Source organism: Clostridium sp. 1001275B_160808_H3, from assembly GCF_015550425.1.
In the GTDB taxonomy this organism is placed as follows: domain Bacteria; phylum Bacillota; class Clostridia; order Clostridiales; family Clostridiaceae; genus Clostridium.
In genome coordinates this window covers 296,365-310,972 of the sequence record NZ_JADNAT010000001.1, presented here as the reverse complement: position 1 = coordinate 310,972, position 14,608 = coordinate 296,365, and the positions used below count along the sequence as shown (strand labels likewise).

Below are 14,608 nucleotides of genomic sequence, written 5' to 3'. Positions count from 1 at the left end.
TATTGTTGTTAAGTGATATAATATAATTGTATAATTATAGATATATAATAAAGTTTATAATTATTGAAGCTTTAATTATTGGTGGAGGGTGACCAATGAATGACGATAGAATTCAGATAAAAGGTACAAAAGAAGGTATCAATGCAACTATTGATATGGAGAGATTTAGTGATTTTGATGAAATGCTGGAAGTATTAGTAGATAAGCTAACAGCAGGGCAAGGATTTTACAAAGGCGCATCTCTTAAAATCTCAGCTAATTTAAAGAATGTAGATGAAAATGATATTTTAAGATTAAAAGATGTTTTATTTGAAAAAATACAAATCAAAGAATGTGCTTTTGAAGAGGTTAAAGAAGAAGAAGAGCAAAAAGAAAGTAAAATTTTTAATGGCGTATATGAAGGAAAAACTAAATTTATAAAGAAAACAATAAGAGGCGGACAATTAGTAAGGTATCATGGGAATATTGTTATAATAGGTGATATTAATAATGGAGCTGAGGTTTACGCAGGGGGAAATATAATTGTTTTAGGAACAATTAAAGGTCAAGTGCATGCTGGGGTAGGTGGCAATAAAAAAGCTATAATTTCAGCTTTTAGCCTTCAACCAGAAATACTCCAAATAGCGGAGATAGTTACTATAGCGCCAGAAGATGGTGTAAAGCCATCGTATCCGGAACTAGCAAAGATTAAAGACGATATTATCGTGGTAGAGCCATATTTACCAAAGAAATATATATAGCGTTGGAGGGAGAAAAAATGGGAATTTCTATAGTTATTACATCAGGTAAGGGTGGAGTTGGAAAAACAACAACTACAGCTAATATTGGTACTGCTTTAGCTGCACTAAATAAAAGGGTTGTGGTTGTAGATGGTGATACAGGTCTTAGAAATTTAGATGTTTTAATGGGGCTTGAAAATAGAATAGTTTATACAATAACAGATGTTATAGAAAATAGATGTAGACTTAAGCAAGCTTTAATAAAAGATAAAAGGTATCAAAATTTATGTTTATTACCTACAGCTCAAACTAAAGATAAAGATGATATAAGACCACAAGATATGCTGAAACTAGTTAATGAATTAAAAGAAGATTTTGATTATGTTTTAATTGATTGCCCAGCAGGAATAGAGCAAGGGTTTGAGAATTCAGTTGTTGGAGCAGATAGAGCTATTGTTGTAGTTAATCCAGAAATAACTTCAGTAAGAGATGCTGATAGGGTTATTGGGAAATTAGATGCAAAAGGTCTAGATGATCATGCAGTAATAGTTAACAGATTAAATTATGAAATGACTCAAAGAGGAGATATGCTAGATGTTCCAGACATAATTGAAACTTTATCAATAGAACTTTTGGGTGTAGTTCCTGATGATAAAAATATAACTGTTTCAACAAATAAAGGAGAACCTATAGTCCTTGATGATAAATCAATGTCTGGACAAGCTTTTAAAAACATAGCTAGAAGAATAAATGGAGAAGAAGTACCCCTTTTAGATTTAAAAACAGGGGGAGAAGGTTTTTTTGCATCACTAAAAAGATTATTTAAGCGTTAGTAGGGGGTTATGAGAGGTGGAATTTTTTAGAAAGTTTTCAAATAAACCAACACCTAAAGAGGTGGCAAAAGATAGACTGAAGTTAATATTAATACATGATAGAGGGGATTTACCTCATGAAACCCTAGAAAAAATAAGAATGGAAATATTAGAAGTTCTATCTAAGTATGTAGAAATAGAGGCAGATGATGTTGAAATAGCCGTAAGCAAAACTGAAAATGTTGAGGGAAATAATCCAGCTTTAGTAGCTAATATTCCAATAAAAAACATAAAACAACCATAAGAGAAAAAGTTAACACACTTTTTCTCTTTTTAAATTAAATTTAATTAATATTTTCTTAAATTTTAATTATTTATCTCAATTATTATAGAGAAAGCATTGATTTTTGGATATAATAATTCTTAGGTTGAAAGATGGAGGTGAAATATGTTATCAAAATTTAAAATAGACTTTAAAAAGTTAAAAGAAATAGATAAAGTGATGTTATTTTCAATGATTGCTTTAATGATATTCGGAATAATTAATATATATTTAGCTAGTGTAGCTGAATTTGGAACATTATTCTTAAAGAGACAATCATTATGGTTTGTTGTTTGTTTAGTAGCTTTATATTTTGTTGTAGCAATTGACTATACATTATTAAAGTCATATACTCCTCTTTTTTATTGGGGATCTATACTTCTGCTTATAGTTACTATATTTATAGGAACTGACATTAATGGAGCAAGAGGTTGGATAAGACTTGGACCATTATCCTTTCAACCATCAGAATTAGCCAAAATGGCTACTATAATGATGCTAGGAAAAACATTAGAAGAAATGAATGGGACAATCAATGAGTGGAAGAACTTTTTAACAATGGCATTCTATGCTATAGTTCCAGCAGTGTTTATAGTTATACAACCAGATATGGGGATGACAATGGTTTTATTCTTTATAGTTTTAGGAATATTTTTTATTGGTGGACTAGATTTAAAAATTATTGGTGGTGGAATTTTATCATTACTTTTGGCCGTGATAATAGTTTGGAATTCAGGACTTATTCAAGATTATCAAAAGAAAAGAATAACTTCATTTATGAATCCAGAGTCAGATACTTCACAGTCGGGATATCAACTTAGACAATCTCTTATAAGTATAGGCAATGGAGGAGTTTTGGGATTAAAGGGATCTTCAACTAAGGAAAACTCTGTAGGATATGCAGCTCAATATGTTCCAGAAGTTCAAACTGACTTTATATTTGCAAGTATAGGTGAACAATGGGGAATAGCAGGTGCAGCACTTTTATTATTGCTATATGGACTTTTGATTTCTAAAATGATAGCGATAGGAAGAACAGCTAAAGATACTTTTGGTTCAATAATCTGTGTAGGTCTTGTTGCATATTTCTTATTTGCACTTTTACAGAATATAGGTATGACTATAGGACTTATGCCTATTACAGGTATAACTTTACCTTTACTTAGTTATGGAGGTACTTCATTACTTACAACTGTAATGTCAATTGGATTAGTTCTAAACGTAGGAATGAGAAGGAAAAAAATATATTTTTAATAATAAAAAAGCTATAGAAGGCTTTGAATCTTCTATAGCTTTTTTTATTTAAGATTGCAAAATATATCGTATGTAGCATAAATCACTATTACTGAAAATATAAATACAATATTAAGAGATAGGAGTGAGGTGTATGGACAGGTACAGAGAGGAGTACAAGGAATATTACGATAAAATAAGGAAAAAAGTAAAAGGAAAACCTGATAAGCAAGAAAGGATAATTAGTACGAGGGATGACATATATCCAAATGTAAGAAATGTTCATAATTTTAGTTATCAAAGGGGAAGTTATGGAGCTGCAACACCTAAAAAAAGTATGGGATATATAGATAAGTTTATTCTTAGATTAATATGTACTTTTTTATTGCTCTTAGGAGTTTTTACATTAAAGACTATACCTAATAGTAATGCGAAGGAGCTATATAATATATGTAAAACTACAGTAGGTACTAATTTTAATTACGATAATATATTATTAAGCATGGATAAGATGGGGATTGATTATAAAAGTGTATTTAATATTATAGAAGAAAAATATACTGATGTAATGAGTGAAATAAAAAATTTAGATAAAGAAGTTCCAAGCTTTAAAGAAGAAGGAGCAAAAACAAATATTGATGAATCCGGAGACTCTAGAGATATGCAAAATAAAGAAGATCTATTGGAAGCTAATGATAAATTAAGTATAGATAAAGATACTAATACACAAGAACAAGATAACATAGATGAAAGTCAAAGCACATTAACTGAAGAGAATACTACAGATAATCAATAATTATCAAAGGTGATTTTAATTTCAAGAGGTTAGAAATAGAGGGTGATTTATATAGAGATGTAGCAATTTTTAGGGAGATATAAATGAAGAGAGAGACAAAAAAAATATTGGCAGAAATAATATTAATAGTTTTAGTTTGCAGTTATAACAGTATGTTTATATTTGCGTTAATATGGGTATTTCTACATGAGCTAGCGCACATACTAGTTGCATTAAGGTTTGGTTGTAAGTTTTATAATATGGAATTCCATGTATTTGGAATGAAGGCAGAACTTATAGATATAGATAGTTTAAAAGAAAATCAAAAAATTATGGTTTATTTATCGGGAGCATTATTAAATATAGTTCTTGCGATATTTTTCTATATTATAAATATTAGTTATAATACTAGTTTTATAGAAACTAGTATGTATTTAAACATAGGGTTAGCAGTATTTAATTTATTACCTGCATATCCACTAGATGGATCAAGAATATTAGAAATTATTTTATCAAAAAAAATATTGTTTAAAAAAGCCCAAAAGATAATTAGTATAGTTAGTTTTTCAATAGCAGCTTTATTTATTATAATATCAGTTATTATTTATATATTTCTACATAGTCTAAATATAAGTATGATTATAGGTGCAGTAATCATAATATACATTACTAGAATGGAAGAGCATACTACAATGTATATAACTATGAGCAACGTAGTTAAAAAAAGAAATAAGCTTTTAAAAAATAAATATATAGAAAATAAATCCATATCAGTATATTACAAGCAGGGACTTGTTAATGTATTAGCTTTAGTTGATAGAAACAAATTTAATACATTTTATATTTTAGATGATGATATGAAGCTTATTTATATATTAAATGAAGATGAGCTAATTGATGGGTTAAAGGCTTATGGAAATATGACTTTGGAGGAGTATATAAAACAGAAAGCTTTGATATCTAAAAATGGTATAAATTTATAAGGTGTATATAGTGAGTAATAGATTTACTTTTTAGATGTATATATGCTAGAATAGAAAAGATATAAAAGATATAAAAGAAGTATAGAGATATACTTCTTTTTTAATGGATTATTCTCACTTTAGGAGGAAAGATTATGAACAAAATTACAGACCATATTTTACATAAGGTTGAAAAGCCATCAAGATATGTTGGTGGTGAATTGAATCAAGTAGTTAAGAACCCAAAAGATGTTGATATAAGATTTGCATTTTGTTTCCCGGATGTATATGAAGTAGGGATGTCTCATCTAGGTACAAGAATACTTTATCATACAATAAATGAAAGAAAAGATACATACTGTGAAAGAGTATTTGCTCCATGGCCAGATATGGAAGCTGAGCTTAGAAAAAATGAAATACCTCTAATGACATTAGAGACAAAAGATGCTCTTACTGAATTTGATATATTAGGATTTACACTTCAATATGAAATGAGTTATACAAATATACTAAATATGCTAGATATGGCTGGTATCACAATCAGAGCTTCACAAAGAGGAGAAGAAGAACCGATAATTATGGCTGGAGGTCCTTGTGCATATAATCCAGAACCTCTATATGATATAGTAGACTTCTTTGAAATTGGAGAAGGTGAAGAAGTCATGAATGAAGTTCTTGATGTATATAAGAAGTACAAGGGAAAAGGACAAAAGAAAGAGTTTTTAAGAGAAATAGCAAAAATAGAAGGTGTTTATGTTCCTTCTTTATATAATGTTACATACAAGGAAGATGGAACTATAAAAGAGTTTAAGCCTAAGTTTGAAGATGTTCCAGCTAAAATTAAAAAGAGAATAGTTAATAATTTTGATAAAGTAGATTTTCCATTAGATATGATAGTTCCATATTCTGAAATAGTACATGATAGAGTAGTTTTAGAAACTTCAAGAGGATGTACAAATGGATGTAGATTCTGTCAAGCTGGTATGATTTATAGACCAGTTAGAGAAAAGACTACCAATACATTATTAGACCAAGCAAGAAAGATGATAGATGCAACTGGATATCAAGAAGTATCTTTAGCATCATTAAGTATATGTGATTATTCAGATATACAAAGTCTTGTAAGCAATTTAATTTTAGAACATAGTGGTAAAAATGTAGGGGTTGCCCTTCCGTCTATAAGAGTAGATGCTTTTTCTGTTGATTTAATAAAAGAAATACAAAAGGTTAGAAAGACGGGTTTAACTTTTGCACCAGAAGCTGGATCTCAAAGAATGAGGGATATTATAAATAAAGGACTTACAGAAGAAAGAATATTAGAAGCGACTAAAAGTGCTTTTGAGTCAGGTTGGAGCACTATAAAGCTTTACTTTATAGTAGGACTTCCTTATGAAGAAATAGAAGATGCAGCTGGTATAGGTGAACTTGCAGAAAAGATGGCTGCCGTTTACTATGGAATTCCTAAAGAAAAGAGAGCAAAGGGCTTAAAGATTACAGTAAGTACTTCAATACTTGTACCAAAGCCATTTACTCCATTCCAATGGGCTCCTATGGCTAGACCAAATGAAGTTTGGCAAAAGATTGATGCAGTAAAAGGTGCAATAAAGTCAAGAGCTATACACTATAACTATCATGAACAAAAGACTTCATTTATGGAAGCTGTATTTGCAAGAGGAGATAGAAGAACTTGTGATCTTTTAATTAAAGCTTTTGAAAAGGGAGCTAAGTTTGATGGATGGTCAGAGTACTTTGATTATGATATATGGATGGAAGCTATGAAAGAATGTAATATAGATGAAGATTTCTATGTATATAGAGATAGAAGCTATGATGAAATACTTCCATGGGACTTCATAGATATTGGAGTAAACAGAAAATATCTAGAAGTAGAAAATGAAAAAGCAAAAAGAGCAGAGCTTACACAAAATTGTAGAAAAGGATGTACAGGTTGTGGAATAAATGTAAACTTTAAAGAAGGGAAGTGTTTTGAAGGTGCGTTATGTAATTAAGTTTACTAAAGAATCTAGCGTTAAATTTATATCTCATTTAGATTTGATGAGAACAATACAAAGAGTAATAAGAAGAGCTGATCTTCCAATGGAGTACTCAAAGGGATTTAATCCACATATGGCATTATCTATAGCACAACCCTTATCTGTTGGAGTTTATTCTGATGCTGAATATATGGATATAGTTTTAGTTGAAGAATTAGAAGAAAAAGAAATAATAGATAGATTAAATGCTAAGACAGCATCTGGAATTAAGTTCTTAAATGCAAGAAAAGTTATAACTAAAGAAGGGGAAAAGAAATTACCTCAAACTATGGCTTTAGTAGATGCAGCTAGATTTACTATAAAGATGCTTTGTAGCGATTCAAATGTGGTTGAAAGTAAAATAGAAGAGCTTATTAATAAGTCAGAGTGGACTACTATAAAGAAAAGTAAAAAAGGTGAAAAAGAAGTAAATCTAAAGACAATGATAAAAGAAATGAAGCATTGGATAAACAATGATGAGTTAATTTTAAATATATTAATATCATCAGGAAGTAGAGAACATTTATCACCAGATTTAGTGGCAGAGTATATAAAGAGCAATATTCCTGAAATATTAGAGGATGCTTTTATAGATATAAAGAGAGAAGAAATGTATGTATTGAAAGATAATAAGTACATACCGATATATAAATGTATTTAGGGAAGTGTATCTTATGAGAGAGATTTTCATTGAAAGAGATGAGCCGCTTTTAAGAATTGCTATAAGGGATAATAAAATTTTAAGTGAGTGCTTCGTGGAGGAGCACTCTTCAGGACCTAAAATGGGCGAGATATATAAAGGAAGAGTGAAAAATATAGTGCCCGCTATCAATTCTATTTTTGTAGATATTGGTTTAGAAAAAGAGGCATATATGTATTTTAGCAATGAACTTAAAAGTGAAGGAATAAAAAAAGGCGATGAAATACTAGTTGAAGTAATAAAAGAGCCAATAAACAATAAGGGTGCTAAAGTAAGTAAAAATATAAGCATACCAGGAAGATTTATGGTTTTAACTTTAGGAGGAAGAGAAATTAACTTTTCCAAGAGAATTAGTAATACAGAAGAAAAAGAAAGAATATTAAGGGCTATTAACAATATAGATGGATATGGAATAACAATAAGAACAGAAGCAGTTCATGCAAGTGATGAAGATTTATTATCAGAAAAAGTAAGTCTTTTATCAGAACTAGAAGCAATTATAAAAAAATTAAGATATAGTTTAAAGCTAGGAAAAGTCTATGGAGAAAATATTATTTTAAATAAAGTAATAAGAGAAAACTTAGGCAATGAATGTAAAATAATTTTAAATCATGAAGAAGATTTAAATGAAGTAAAATCATTGTTAGAAGGTAATGATAAAGTTAGCATCGAGAAGTTTAATAATACGAGAAGTCTATTTGATTACTATGGAATAGAAAAGGAAATCCTAAAATTAAGACATAAAAAAGTGGCTTTAAATTGTGGAGGAAATATAGTAATAGATAAAACAGAAGCTATGTACGTTATAGATGTTAACTCATCTAAAAATATTAAAGGCAGAAATTTTGATAAAACTATATTAGAAACAAATATAGAAGCGGCTAGTGAAATAGGAAGACAAATTAGACTTAGAAATCTTGGTGGAATAATAGTTATAGATTTTATTGATATGAGGGATTTTTCACAAAAAGCCTTTGTTATGGATGCTTTAAAGGAAGCTTTAAAAGAAGATAAAGGTAATATGAAAATTTTCCCTTTTACAGAGCTAGACCTTGTTCAAATAGCCAGAAAAAGAAGAGGGAAATCAATATATGAATATTTAGAAGAAGGCTGCAAAAGGTGTAATAAAGAAGGATATGTTTTAAAGCTATCATATATAGAAAAGTTGATAAGAAATGAGATAATTAAAGGTGAAGAAGAAAACTCTATTAATTCATTTTATATAGAACTAGATAGTAATTATGAAGAAATGGTAAAAGAAGATATTTTTTCATTTTTAAGTAATATAAATTCATTAAATAAAGAAATTTATTTGAATTTTATGGATGGAATCGAAGGATATAAAATAGAACCACTTATATTTAATAGTCAAAAGGAAAATATAAAAAACTTAAGAATAAGTGGCTATGAAAAATATGAATAAACTTCTTTACAAGCAACATAATATTATGATACAATATCAGATGTTAAACCGCACATATGAGGTTTTTATATAAACAAAGTTTAGAGCTTTGTACCTCGGTTGGCGAGACCGTAATAAGAGGAGGTGTTTTTAATGTACGCAGTATTATCTACAGGAGGAAAACAATACAGAGTTCAAGAAGGAGACGTAATATTCGTTGAAAAACTTAACGCTGAAGTTGACTCAACAGTTGAATTAACAGAAGTATTAGCAGTTTCAAATGGTGATGCTTTAAAAGTTGGTACACCAGTTGTAGAAGGTGCTAAGGTTGTTGCTAAAGTTGTTGCTCAAGGCAAAGCTAAGAAGGTTACAGTATTCAAGTATAAGCCAAAGAAGGACTACAGAAAGAAAACTGGACACAGACAACCATACACTAAGTTAGTAATCGAAAAAATCGAAGCTTAATTATTATGATTAAAGTAAAGATTTTTGAAAAAGATAATTTATGCCTTGGATTTAAGATAAAAGGTCATGCTTTATCAAGAGCTGAAATGAAGAAGGTCGGAGATGCTTATGATATGATTTGCAATTCGGTTTCAGTATTATCTCAAAGTACCCTAATAGGTATTCAAGAAGTACTGCAGCTTAAAGTTAAGTATGATATAGATGATGGTTTCTTACACATAGACTTATCTAATCTTAATAACGAGGATATAGAGAAGTGCCAAGTATTACTTTTAACTTTTGAAAAAAGTATAGAAAGCTTGATACAATCTCTTAAATTGAGTTTGGGAAATGAAAAAGACAGTGAATATATAAGAATGTTGAAAGAGGAGGTGCAATAGTATGTTAATAATGAACCTTCAATTATTTGCCCACAAAAAAGGGGTAGGTAGCTCAAAGAACGGTAGAGATTCTGAATCAAAGAGATTAGGAGTTAAAGCTGCTGACGGGGAGTTCGTTTTAGCTGGTAACATTTTAGTTAGACAAAGAGGAACAAAGATCCATCCAGGAACTAATGTTGGTAAAGGTGGAGATGACACTCTTTTTGCTAAAGAAGACGGAATCGTTAGATTTGAAAGAATGGGTAGAGACAAAAAGAAAGTTAGCATTTACCCAGTAAATGTTGAAGAAATAGCAGAATAATATTATTTTTTCTAAAAAGCACCCTGTTTTAGGGTGCTTTATTTTGTAAGAACAAAAAATGGGCAATTGACAATGAATAAAACTTGCCCATTGTACACTGTCAATTGTCCATTAATTTAATGGATTAGAAATTAATTTGCGCATGATATAATAAACATTAAAAATAGTGAGATAATATAAAGTAAGTAAGTGTTTATATTATTATAAATAATTTAAAGAAAGATGGGTGATTTTATGTTTATAGATAAGGCTAAGATATTCGTTAAATCTGGAGATGGTGGAAACGGATGTGTGTCTTTTAGAAGAGAAAAATATGTTCCACTTGGAGGTCCAGATGGAGGAGACGGTGGAAAAGGTGGAAGTGTAATATTTGAAGTAGATCCAGGTTTAACTACACTTTTAGACTTTAAATATAAAAAGAAGTTTGTAGCTGAAGCTGGTGGAAAAGGTGAAGGTTCAAAATGTTATGGTAAAGATGGAGATGATCTTCATGTTAAAGTTCCTATGGGAACAATAATCAGGGATTTTGAAACTAATAAGATTATAGCAGACCTTTCACATAAAGATGATACTTTTGTAATTGCAAAAGGAGGAAAAGGTGGAAAAGGAAATTGCAAATTCTGTACACCAACAAGGCAAGCTCCACACTTTGCAGAACCAGGTATGCCAGGTGAAGATAGATGGATTACATTAGAGCTTAAATTACTTGCAGATGTTGGATTAGTAGGATTCCCTAATGTAGGAAAATCAACTTTCCTTTCAACAGTAACTGCAGCAAAACCAAAGATAGCAAACTATCATTTTACAACATTAAAGCCAAACCTTGGAGTTGTAAAGGCTGAAGGAATGAATGCTTTTGTAATGGCTGATATACCAGGAATAATTGAAGGTGCTGCTGAAGGTGTAGGATTAGGATTAGATTTCTTAAGACATATTGAAAGAACTAGATTATTAATACATGTAGTAGACATATCAGGAATAGAAGGTAGAGATGCTTTCGAAGATTTCGTTAAGATAAATGAAGAACTTAAGAAATATTCAGTTAAACTATGGGATAGACCTCAAATAGTTGTAGCAAATAAAACAGATATGCTTTATGACGAAGAAATTTTTGAAGACTTTAAGAAAAAAGTAAATGAACTAGGCTTTGATAAAGTATATAAGATGTCTGCAGCAACAAAATCAGGTGTTGAAGAAATAATTAAAGAAGCAGGTAGAATGCTTTCAGAAATTCCAATAAAGGATTTAGAAATCAGTGACGAAGAAAGATTTGTACAAGAAGAAAAGAGATTTACATATGATGTATCTATCGAAGATGGAGAAGATGATAACAAGGTATATGTAGTTTATGGATCATTTGTAGATAGACTATTAAATTCAGTAAATATCCATGATGCTGACTCATTAAGATATTTCCATAAGGTACTAAGAAACAAAGGTGTATTTGATAAGTTAAGAGAAATGGGAATAGAAGATGGAGACATGGTAAGACTTAACGATTTTGAGTTTGAGTATATTTTATAGGAGGATAAATAATGATAACAGGAAAGCAAAGAGCATATTTAAGAGGGCTTGCAAATAACTTAGATCCAATATTCCAAGTTGGTAAAAATGGAGTAGAGGAAGCTTTTTTAACACAATTAACTGAAGCTTTAGAAGCAAGAGAACTTATTAAGATAAAGGTACTTGAAAATAGTGGTTTAGGAGCTAGAGAAGTATCAAATTATATATGTGAGAAGATTGATTGTGAAGGAATTCAAGCTATAGGAAGCAAAATAGTTCTATATAAAAAATCCTCAAAAAAACCTAAGATAGAAATACCTAGTAAATAGAGAATTTTTATGAAAAAGATTGGCATAATAGGAGGAACCTTTAATCCTATTCATTTAGCACATTTGTATATTGCATATGAAGCTAAATGTCAATTGAATTTAGATAAATTGATTTTTATGCCTGCAGGGAGCCCACCTCATAAAAGAAATGAGTATATATTAGAGGCTCCTTTAAGGTATAAAATGGTTCAAGAAGCTATAAAAAGTTATGAGGATTTTGAAATAAGTAATTATGAAATAGAAAAAGAAGGTTTTAGTTATACCTATGAAACCTTAGAAAACTTTAAATCTACTGATAATATATTATACTTTATTACTGGAGCTGATTGTCTTATAAATATAGAAAAGTGGAAAAATCCAGATAGAATACTTAAGACTTCTAATTTAGTAGTATTTAATAGACCAGGATATGACAAAGAGTCATTAAAATTACAAAAGAATGAAATTGAGAAAAAATATAACACAAGTATCAACTTTTTAGATATAATGGACTTAGAAATTTCATCATCTATGATAAGATCTAGAATTAAAGAGGGGAAAAGAATTGATTTTTTTATTCCTAAAGGAGTTCTAGATTTTATTAAAGAAAATAATATTTATGATTATTGTGAAAATATTAAAGAGAGATGAATTTATAACGATATTTAAGGAGAAGATATATGCTTAGTAAAGAAGAAATGAAAATCTACCTTAAAGAGCATTTAACTGAAAGTAGATATAAACATACTTTAGGTGTGGTTGAAACAGCAATAAGATTAGCTGAAATAAATAAGGTAGATAAAAAGAAAGCTGAAATAGCAGCATTAGCTCATGATATAGCTAAAAATATGACTATCTATGAGTTAAAGGATATCATGGCTAAAAATAATATCAATTTATCATATGATGAAGAAAAAACTCCTGAATTATGGCATAGTATTGTGTCACCAATATTAGGTAAGGAGATTTTTAAAATAGAAGATGAAGAAATATTAAGTGCTATGAGATGGCATACTACGGGAAAAGAAAATATGAGTAATCTAGACAAGATTATTTATATGGCTGATATGATAGAGCCAGGTAGAAATTTTCCAGGAGTAGATTTAATTAGAAAAGAAAGCTTTGCTGATTTAGATAAAGGCCTTCTTCAAGGATTAACTCATACTATTAAATATTTATTAGATAAAGGGTTTCCTATTGATATAAATAGTATAAAAGCTAGAAATTATTTATTACTAAATAAATAAGAACTGAATTTATTTAACTATGAAAAAAATCAGAGAGGAATTAAAAGGATGGGGAGTAGGAGAGAAAACCTGGAAAATAGAGAGGGAAGAAGACCTTCTAAAGATGACCAAATTAAAAGAAAAAGAATTGAAGCTAGAAGGAAAAAGAGAAAAAGAAAGAGAATAGCAACATTTATAATAACAATTCTATTAGTATTAATACTTGGAAGTGCGATATATATATTTAACTTCTTGTCAGGATTAAAAACAAATAATTTAGGTACTGGAGTAGCACCAGTATCATCTAAAGATCCTGTAAATATTTTGATTTTAGGTATGGATGTAGGTGATACAGAAAATCAAAATAAAGCTGGTAGAAGAAGTGATACTATAATGGTTTTAAATTATAATCCTAATACTAAGAAGGTTCATATAGTGTCTATACCAAGAGATACTATGATTGAAGTAGATGCTTATTTAGACACTGGTGAATATAGAAGGTATTGGAAGATAAATGCTGCATATGTTATAGGTGGGGAAGATGAGATAAAGACACATGTAGAGGATTTATTAGGTATAAATTTAAATTATATAGTTGAAGTAGATTATAATGCCTTTAGAAGTATAATAGATGCTTTAGGTGGCGTAGAAATGTATATAGAGCAAGATATGTTCTATGATGATGATGAACAAGATCTTCACATAAACTTTAAAGCTGGAGAAACTGTTCAATTAGATGGTAAAAAAGCAGAAGAGTTCTTTAGATGGAGAAAAAATAATGATGGAAGTGGAGGAGAAGAAGGGGATTTAGGTAGAATCAATAACCAACATCAATTTATTGGTAAGGTTGTAGATAAGGCTTTAAGCCCAAGTATAGTTTTTAAGGCACCAAAAATATTAAAAGCTATAAGTGAAAATGTTGAAACTAATATTCCAGCTAAGACTTTAATTTCTCTTGGTATGAAAATTATGAGATTAAAGTCAGAGAATATAGTTATGACTACTCTTCAAGGTCAATCAGAATATCTTTATGGCGAATCTTTCTTGATTGCCGATAAAGATACAAATAGAGATTTAATAAATGCATTAAGAGCAGAAAGCTCTTCATCAGCTCCAGTTATAACTTCAATAAATAAAGAAGATCTAAAAGTATTAGTATTAAACGGAACAAAAATTGATGGATTAGCATCTAGTGCAAAAGATAGTTTACTTTCTCTTGGATATGCAAATGTAGAAGTTGGAAATACTGATAATGTAGAGAAAAGTGTAATTCAATCAGATAATAAGGAATTGAAGGATTTGCTTAAAAATGATACAGGTATACAAAAGTTTGAAAAGATAGGCAAATCAGAATATAAACAATATGATGTTGTAATATTATTAGGTAAAGATTATAACTTATTTGGAAACTAAAAGGGGCTGTCGCAGAAAGCAGTTTAATGTAAATTGTAGAAATGTGCGACAGCT

17 protein-coding genes are annotated in these 14,608 nt (G+C 29.5%); all 17 read left to right on the top strand.

Annotated elements, in window-relative coordinates; translation table 11 throughout:
• The first annotated feature begins 95 nt into the window (after positions 1-95).
• Positions 96-740 (top strand): septum site-determining protein MinC, encoded by a 645-nt coding sequence (minC, locus tag I2A75_RS01495; RefSeq protein ID WP_195262698.1) that lies wholly within the window; start codon positions 96-98, stop codon positions 738-740.
• Positions 741-757: 17 nt separating this feature from the next.
• The gene (gene minD, locus I2A75_RS01490) at positions 758-1,552 is read left to right on the top strand and encodes a septum site-determining protein MinD (RefSeq protein WP_195262697.1); all 795 of its coding nucleotides are present in this window, start codon (positions 758-760) and stop codon (positions 1,550-1,552) included.
• A gap of 16 nt (positions 1,553-1,568) precedes the next feature.
• A complete protein-coding gene (minE, locus tag I2A75_RS01485; RefSeq protein WP_195262696.1) occupies positions 1,569-1,835 on the top strand; it encodes a cell division topological specificity factor MinE in 267 nt (88 codons plus the stop codon).
• A 144-nt stretch (positions 1,836-1,979) separates the two neighbouring features.
• Positions 1,980-3,107 (top strand): rod shape-determining protein RodA, encoded by a 1,128-nt coding sequence (gene rodA / locus I2A75_RS01480; protein WP_195262695.1) that lies wholly within the window; start codon positions 1,980-1,982, stop codon positions 3,105-3,107.
• A gap of 133 nt (positions 3,108-3,240) precedes the next feature.
• Positions 3,241-3,882, top strand: coding sequence for a peptidase M23 (locus tag I2A75_RS01475; RefSeq protein ID WP_195262694.1), 642 nt, complete (start codon positions 3,241-3,243; stop codon positions 3,880-3,882).
• 83 nt (positions 3,883-3,965) lie between these two features.
• Positions 3,966-4,844: a site-2 protease family protein gene (locus I2A75_RS01470; protein WP_195262693.1), complete on the top strand. Its 879-nt coding sequence runs from the start codon at positions 3,966-3,968 to the stop codon at positions 4,842-4,844.
• Positions 4,845-4,978: 134 nt separating this feature from the next.
• Complete coding sequence (locus tag I2A75_RS01465) at positions 4,979-6,832, top strand: TIGR03960 family B12-binding radical SAM protein (protein WP_195262692.1); 1,854 nt, start codon at positions 4,979-4,981, stop codon at positions 6,830-6,832.
• The gene (locus I2A75_RS01460; RefSeq protein ID WP_195262791.1) at positions 6,816-7,517 is read left to right on the top strand and encodes a TIGR03936 family radical SAM-associated protein; all 702 of its coding nucleotides are present in this window, start codon (positions 6,816-6,818) and stop codon (positions 7,515-7,517) included. Before I2A75_RS01465 ends, I2A75_RS01460 begins: the two co-directional genes overlap by 17 nt.
• A 13-nt stretch (positions 7,518-7,530) precedes the next feature.
• Complete coding sequence (locus I2A75_RS01455) at positions 7,531-8,979, top strand: Rne/Rng family ribonuclease (RefSeq protein WP_195262691.1); 1,449 nt, start codon at positions 7,531-7,533, stop codon at positions 8,977-8,979.
• 132 nt (positions 8,980-9,111) lie between these two features.
• Positions 9,112-9,423, top strand: coding sequence for a 50S ribosomal protein L21 (gene rplU, locus I2A75_RS01450; protein ID WP_008676723.1), 312 nt, complete (start codon positions 9,112-9,114; stop codon positions 9,421-9,423).
• A gap of 5 nt (positions 9,424-9,428) precedes the next feature.
• Positions 9,429-9,803, top strand: coding sequence for a ribosomal-processing cysteine protease Prp (locus I2A75_RS01445; RefSeq protein WP_195262690.1), 375 nt, complete (start codon positions 9,429-9,431; stop codon positions 9,801-9,803).
• A gap of 1 nt (position 9,804) precedes the next feature.
• Positions 9,805-10,104, top strand: coding sequence for a 50S ribosomal protein L27 (rpmA, locus tag I2A75_RS01440; protein ID WP_008676729.1), 300 nt, complete (start codon positions 9,805-9,807; stop codon positions 10,102-10,104).
• Between the two features lie 234 nt (positions 10,105-10,338).
• A complete protein-coding gene (gene obgE, locus I2A75_RS01435; RefSeq protein ID WP_195262790.1) occupies positions 10,339-11,628 on the top strand; it encodes a GTPase ObgE in 1,290 nt (429 codons plus the stop codon).
• Positions 11,629-11,639: 11 nt separating this feature from the next.
• Complete coding sequence (gene yhbY, locus I2A75_RS01430) at positions 11,640-11,936, top strand: ribosome assembly RNA-binding protein YhbY (RefSeq protein WP_195262689.1); 297 nt, start codon at positions 11,640-11,642, stop codon at positions 11,934-11,936.
• Between the two features lie 9 nt (positions 11,937-11,945).
• Entirely contained in the window at positions 11,946-12,566 is a 621-nt protein-coding gene (gene nadD, locus I2A75_RS01425) for a nicotinate-nucleotide adenylyltransferase (RefSeq protein WP_195262688.1), read from the top strand.
• Positions 12,567-12,595: 29 nt separating this feature from the next.
• Complete coding sequence (gene yqeK, locus I2A75_RS01420) at positions 12,596-13,162, top strand: bis(5'-nucleosyl)-tetraphosphatase (symmetrical) YqeK (RefSeq protein ID WP_195262687.1); 567 nt, start codon at positions 12,596-12,598, stop codon at positions 13,160-13,162.
• Between the two features lie 48 nt (positions 13,163-13,210).
• Positions 13,211-14,554 carry an LCP family protein gene (locus tag I2A75_RS01415; RefSeq protein ID WP_195262686.1) on the top strand — a complete coding sequence of 448 codons (1,344 nt, stop codon included), beginning with the start codon at positions 13,211-13,213 and terminating at the stop codon, positions 14,552-14,554.
• Positions 14,555-14,608: the final 54 nt, after the last annotated feature.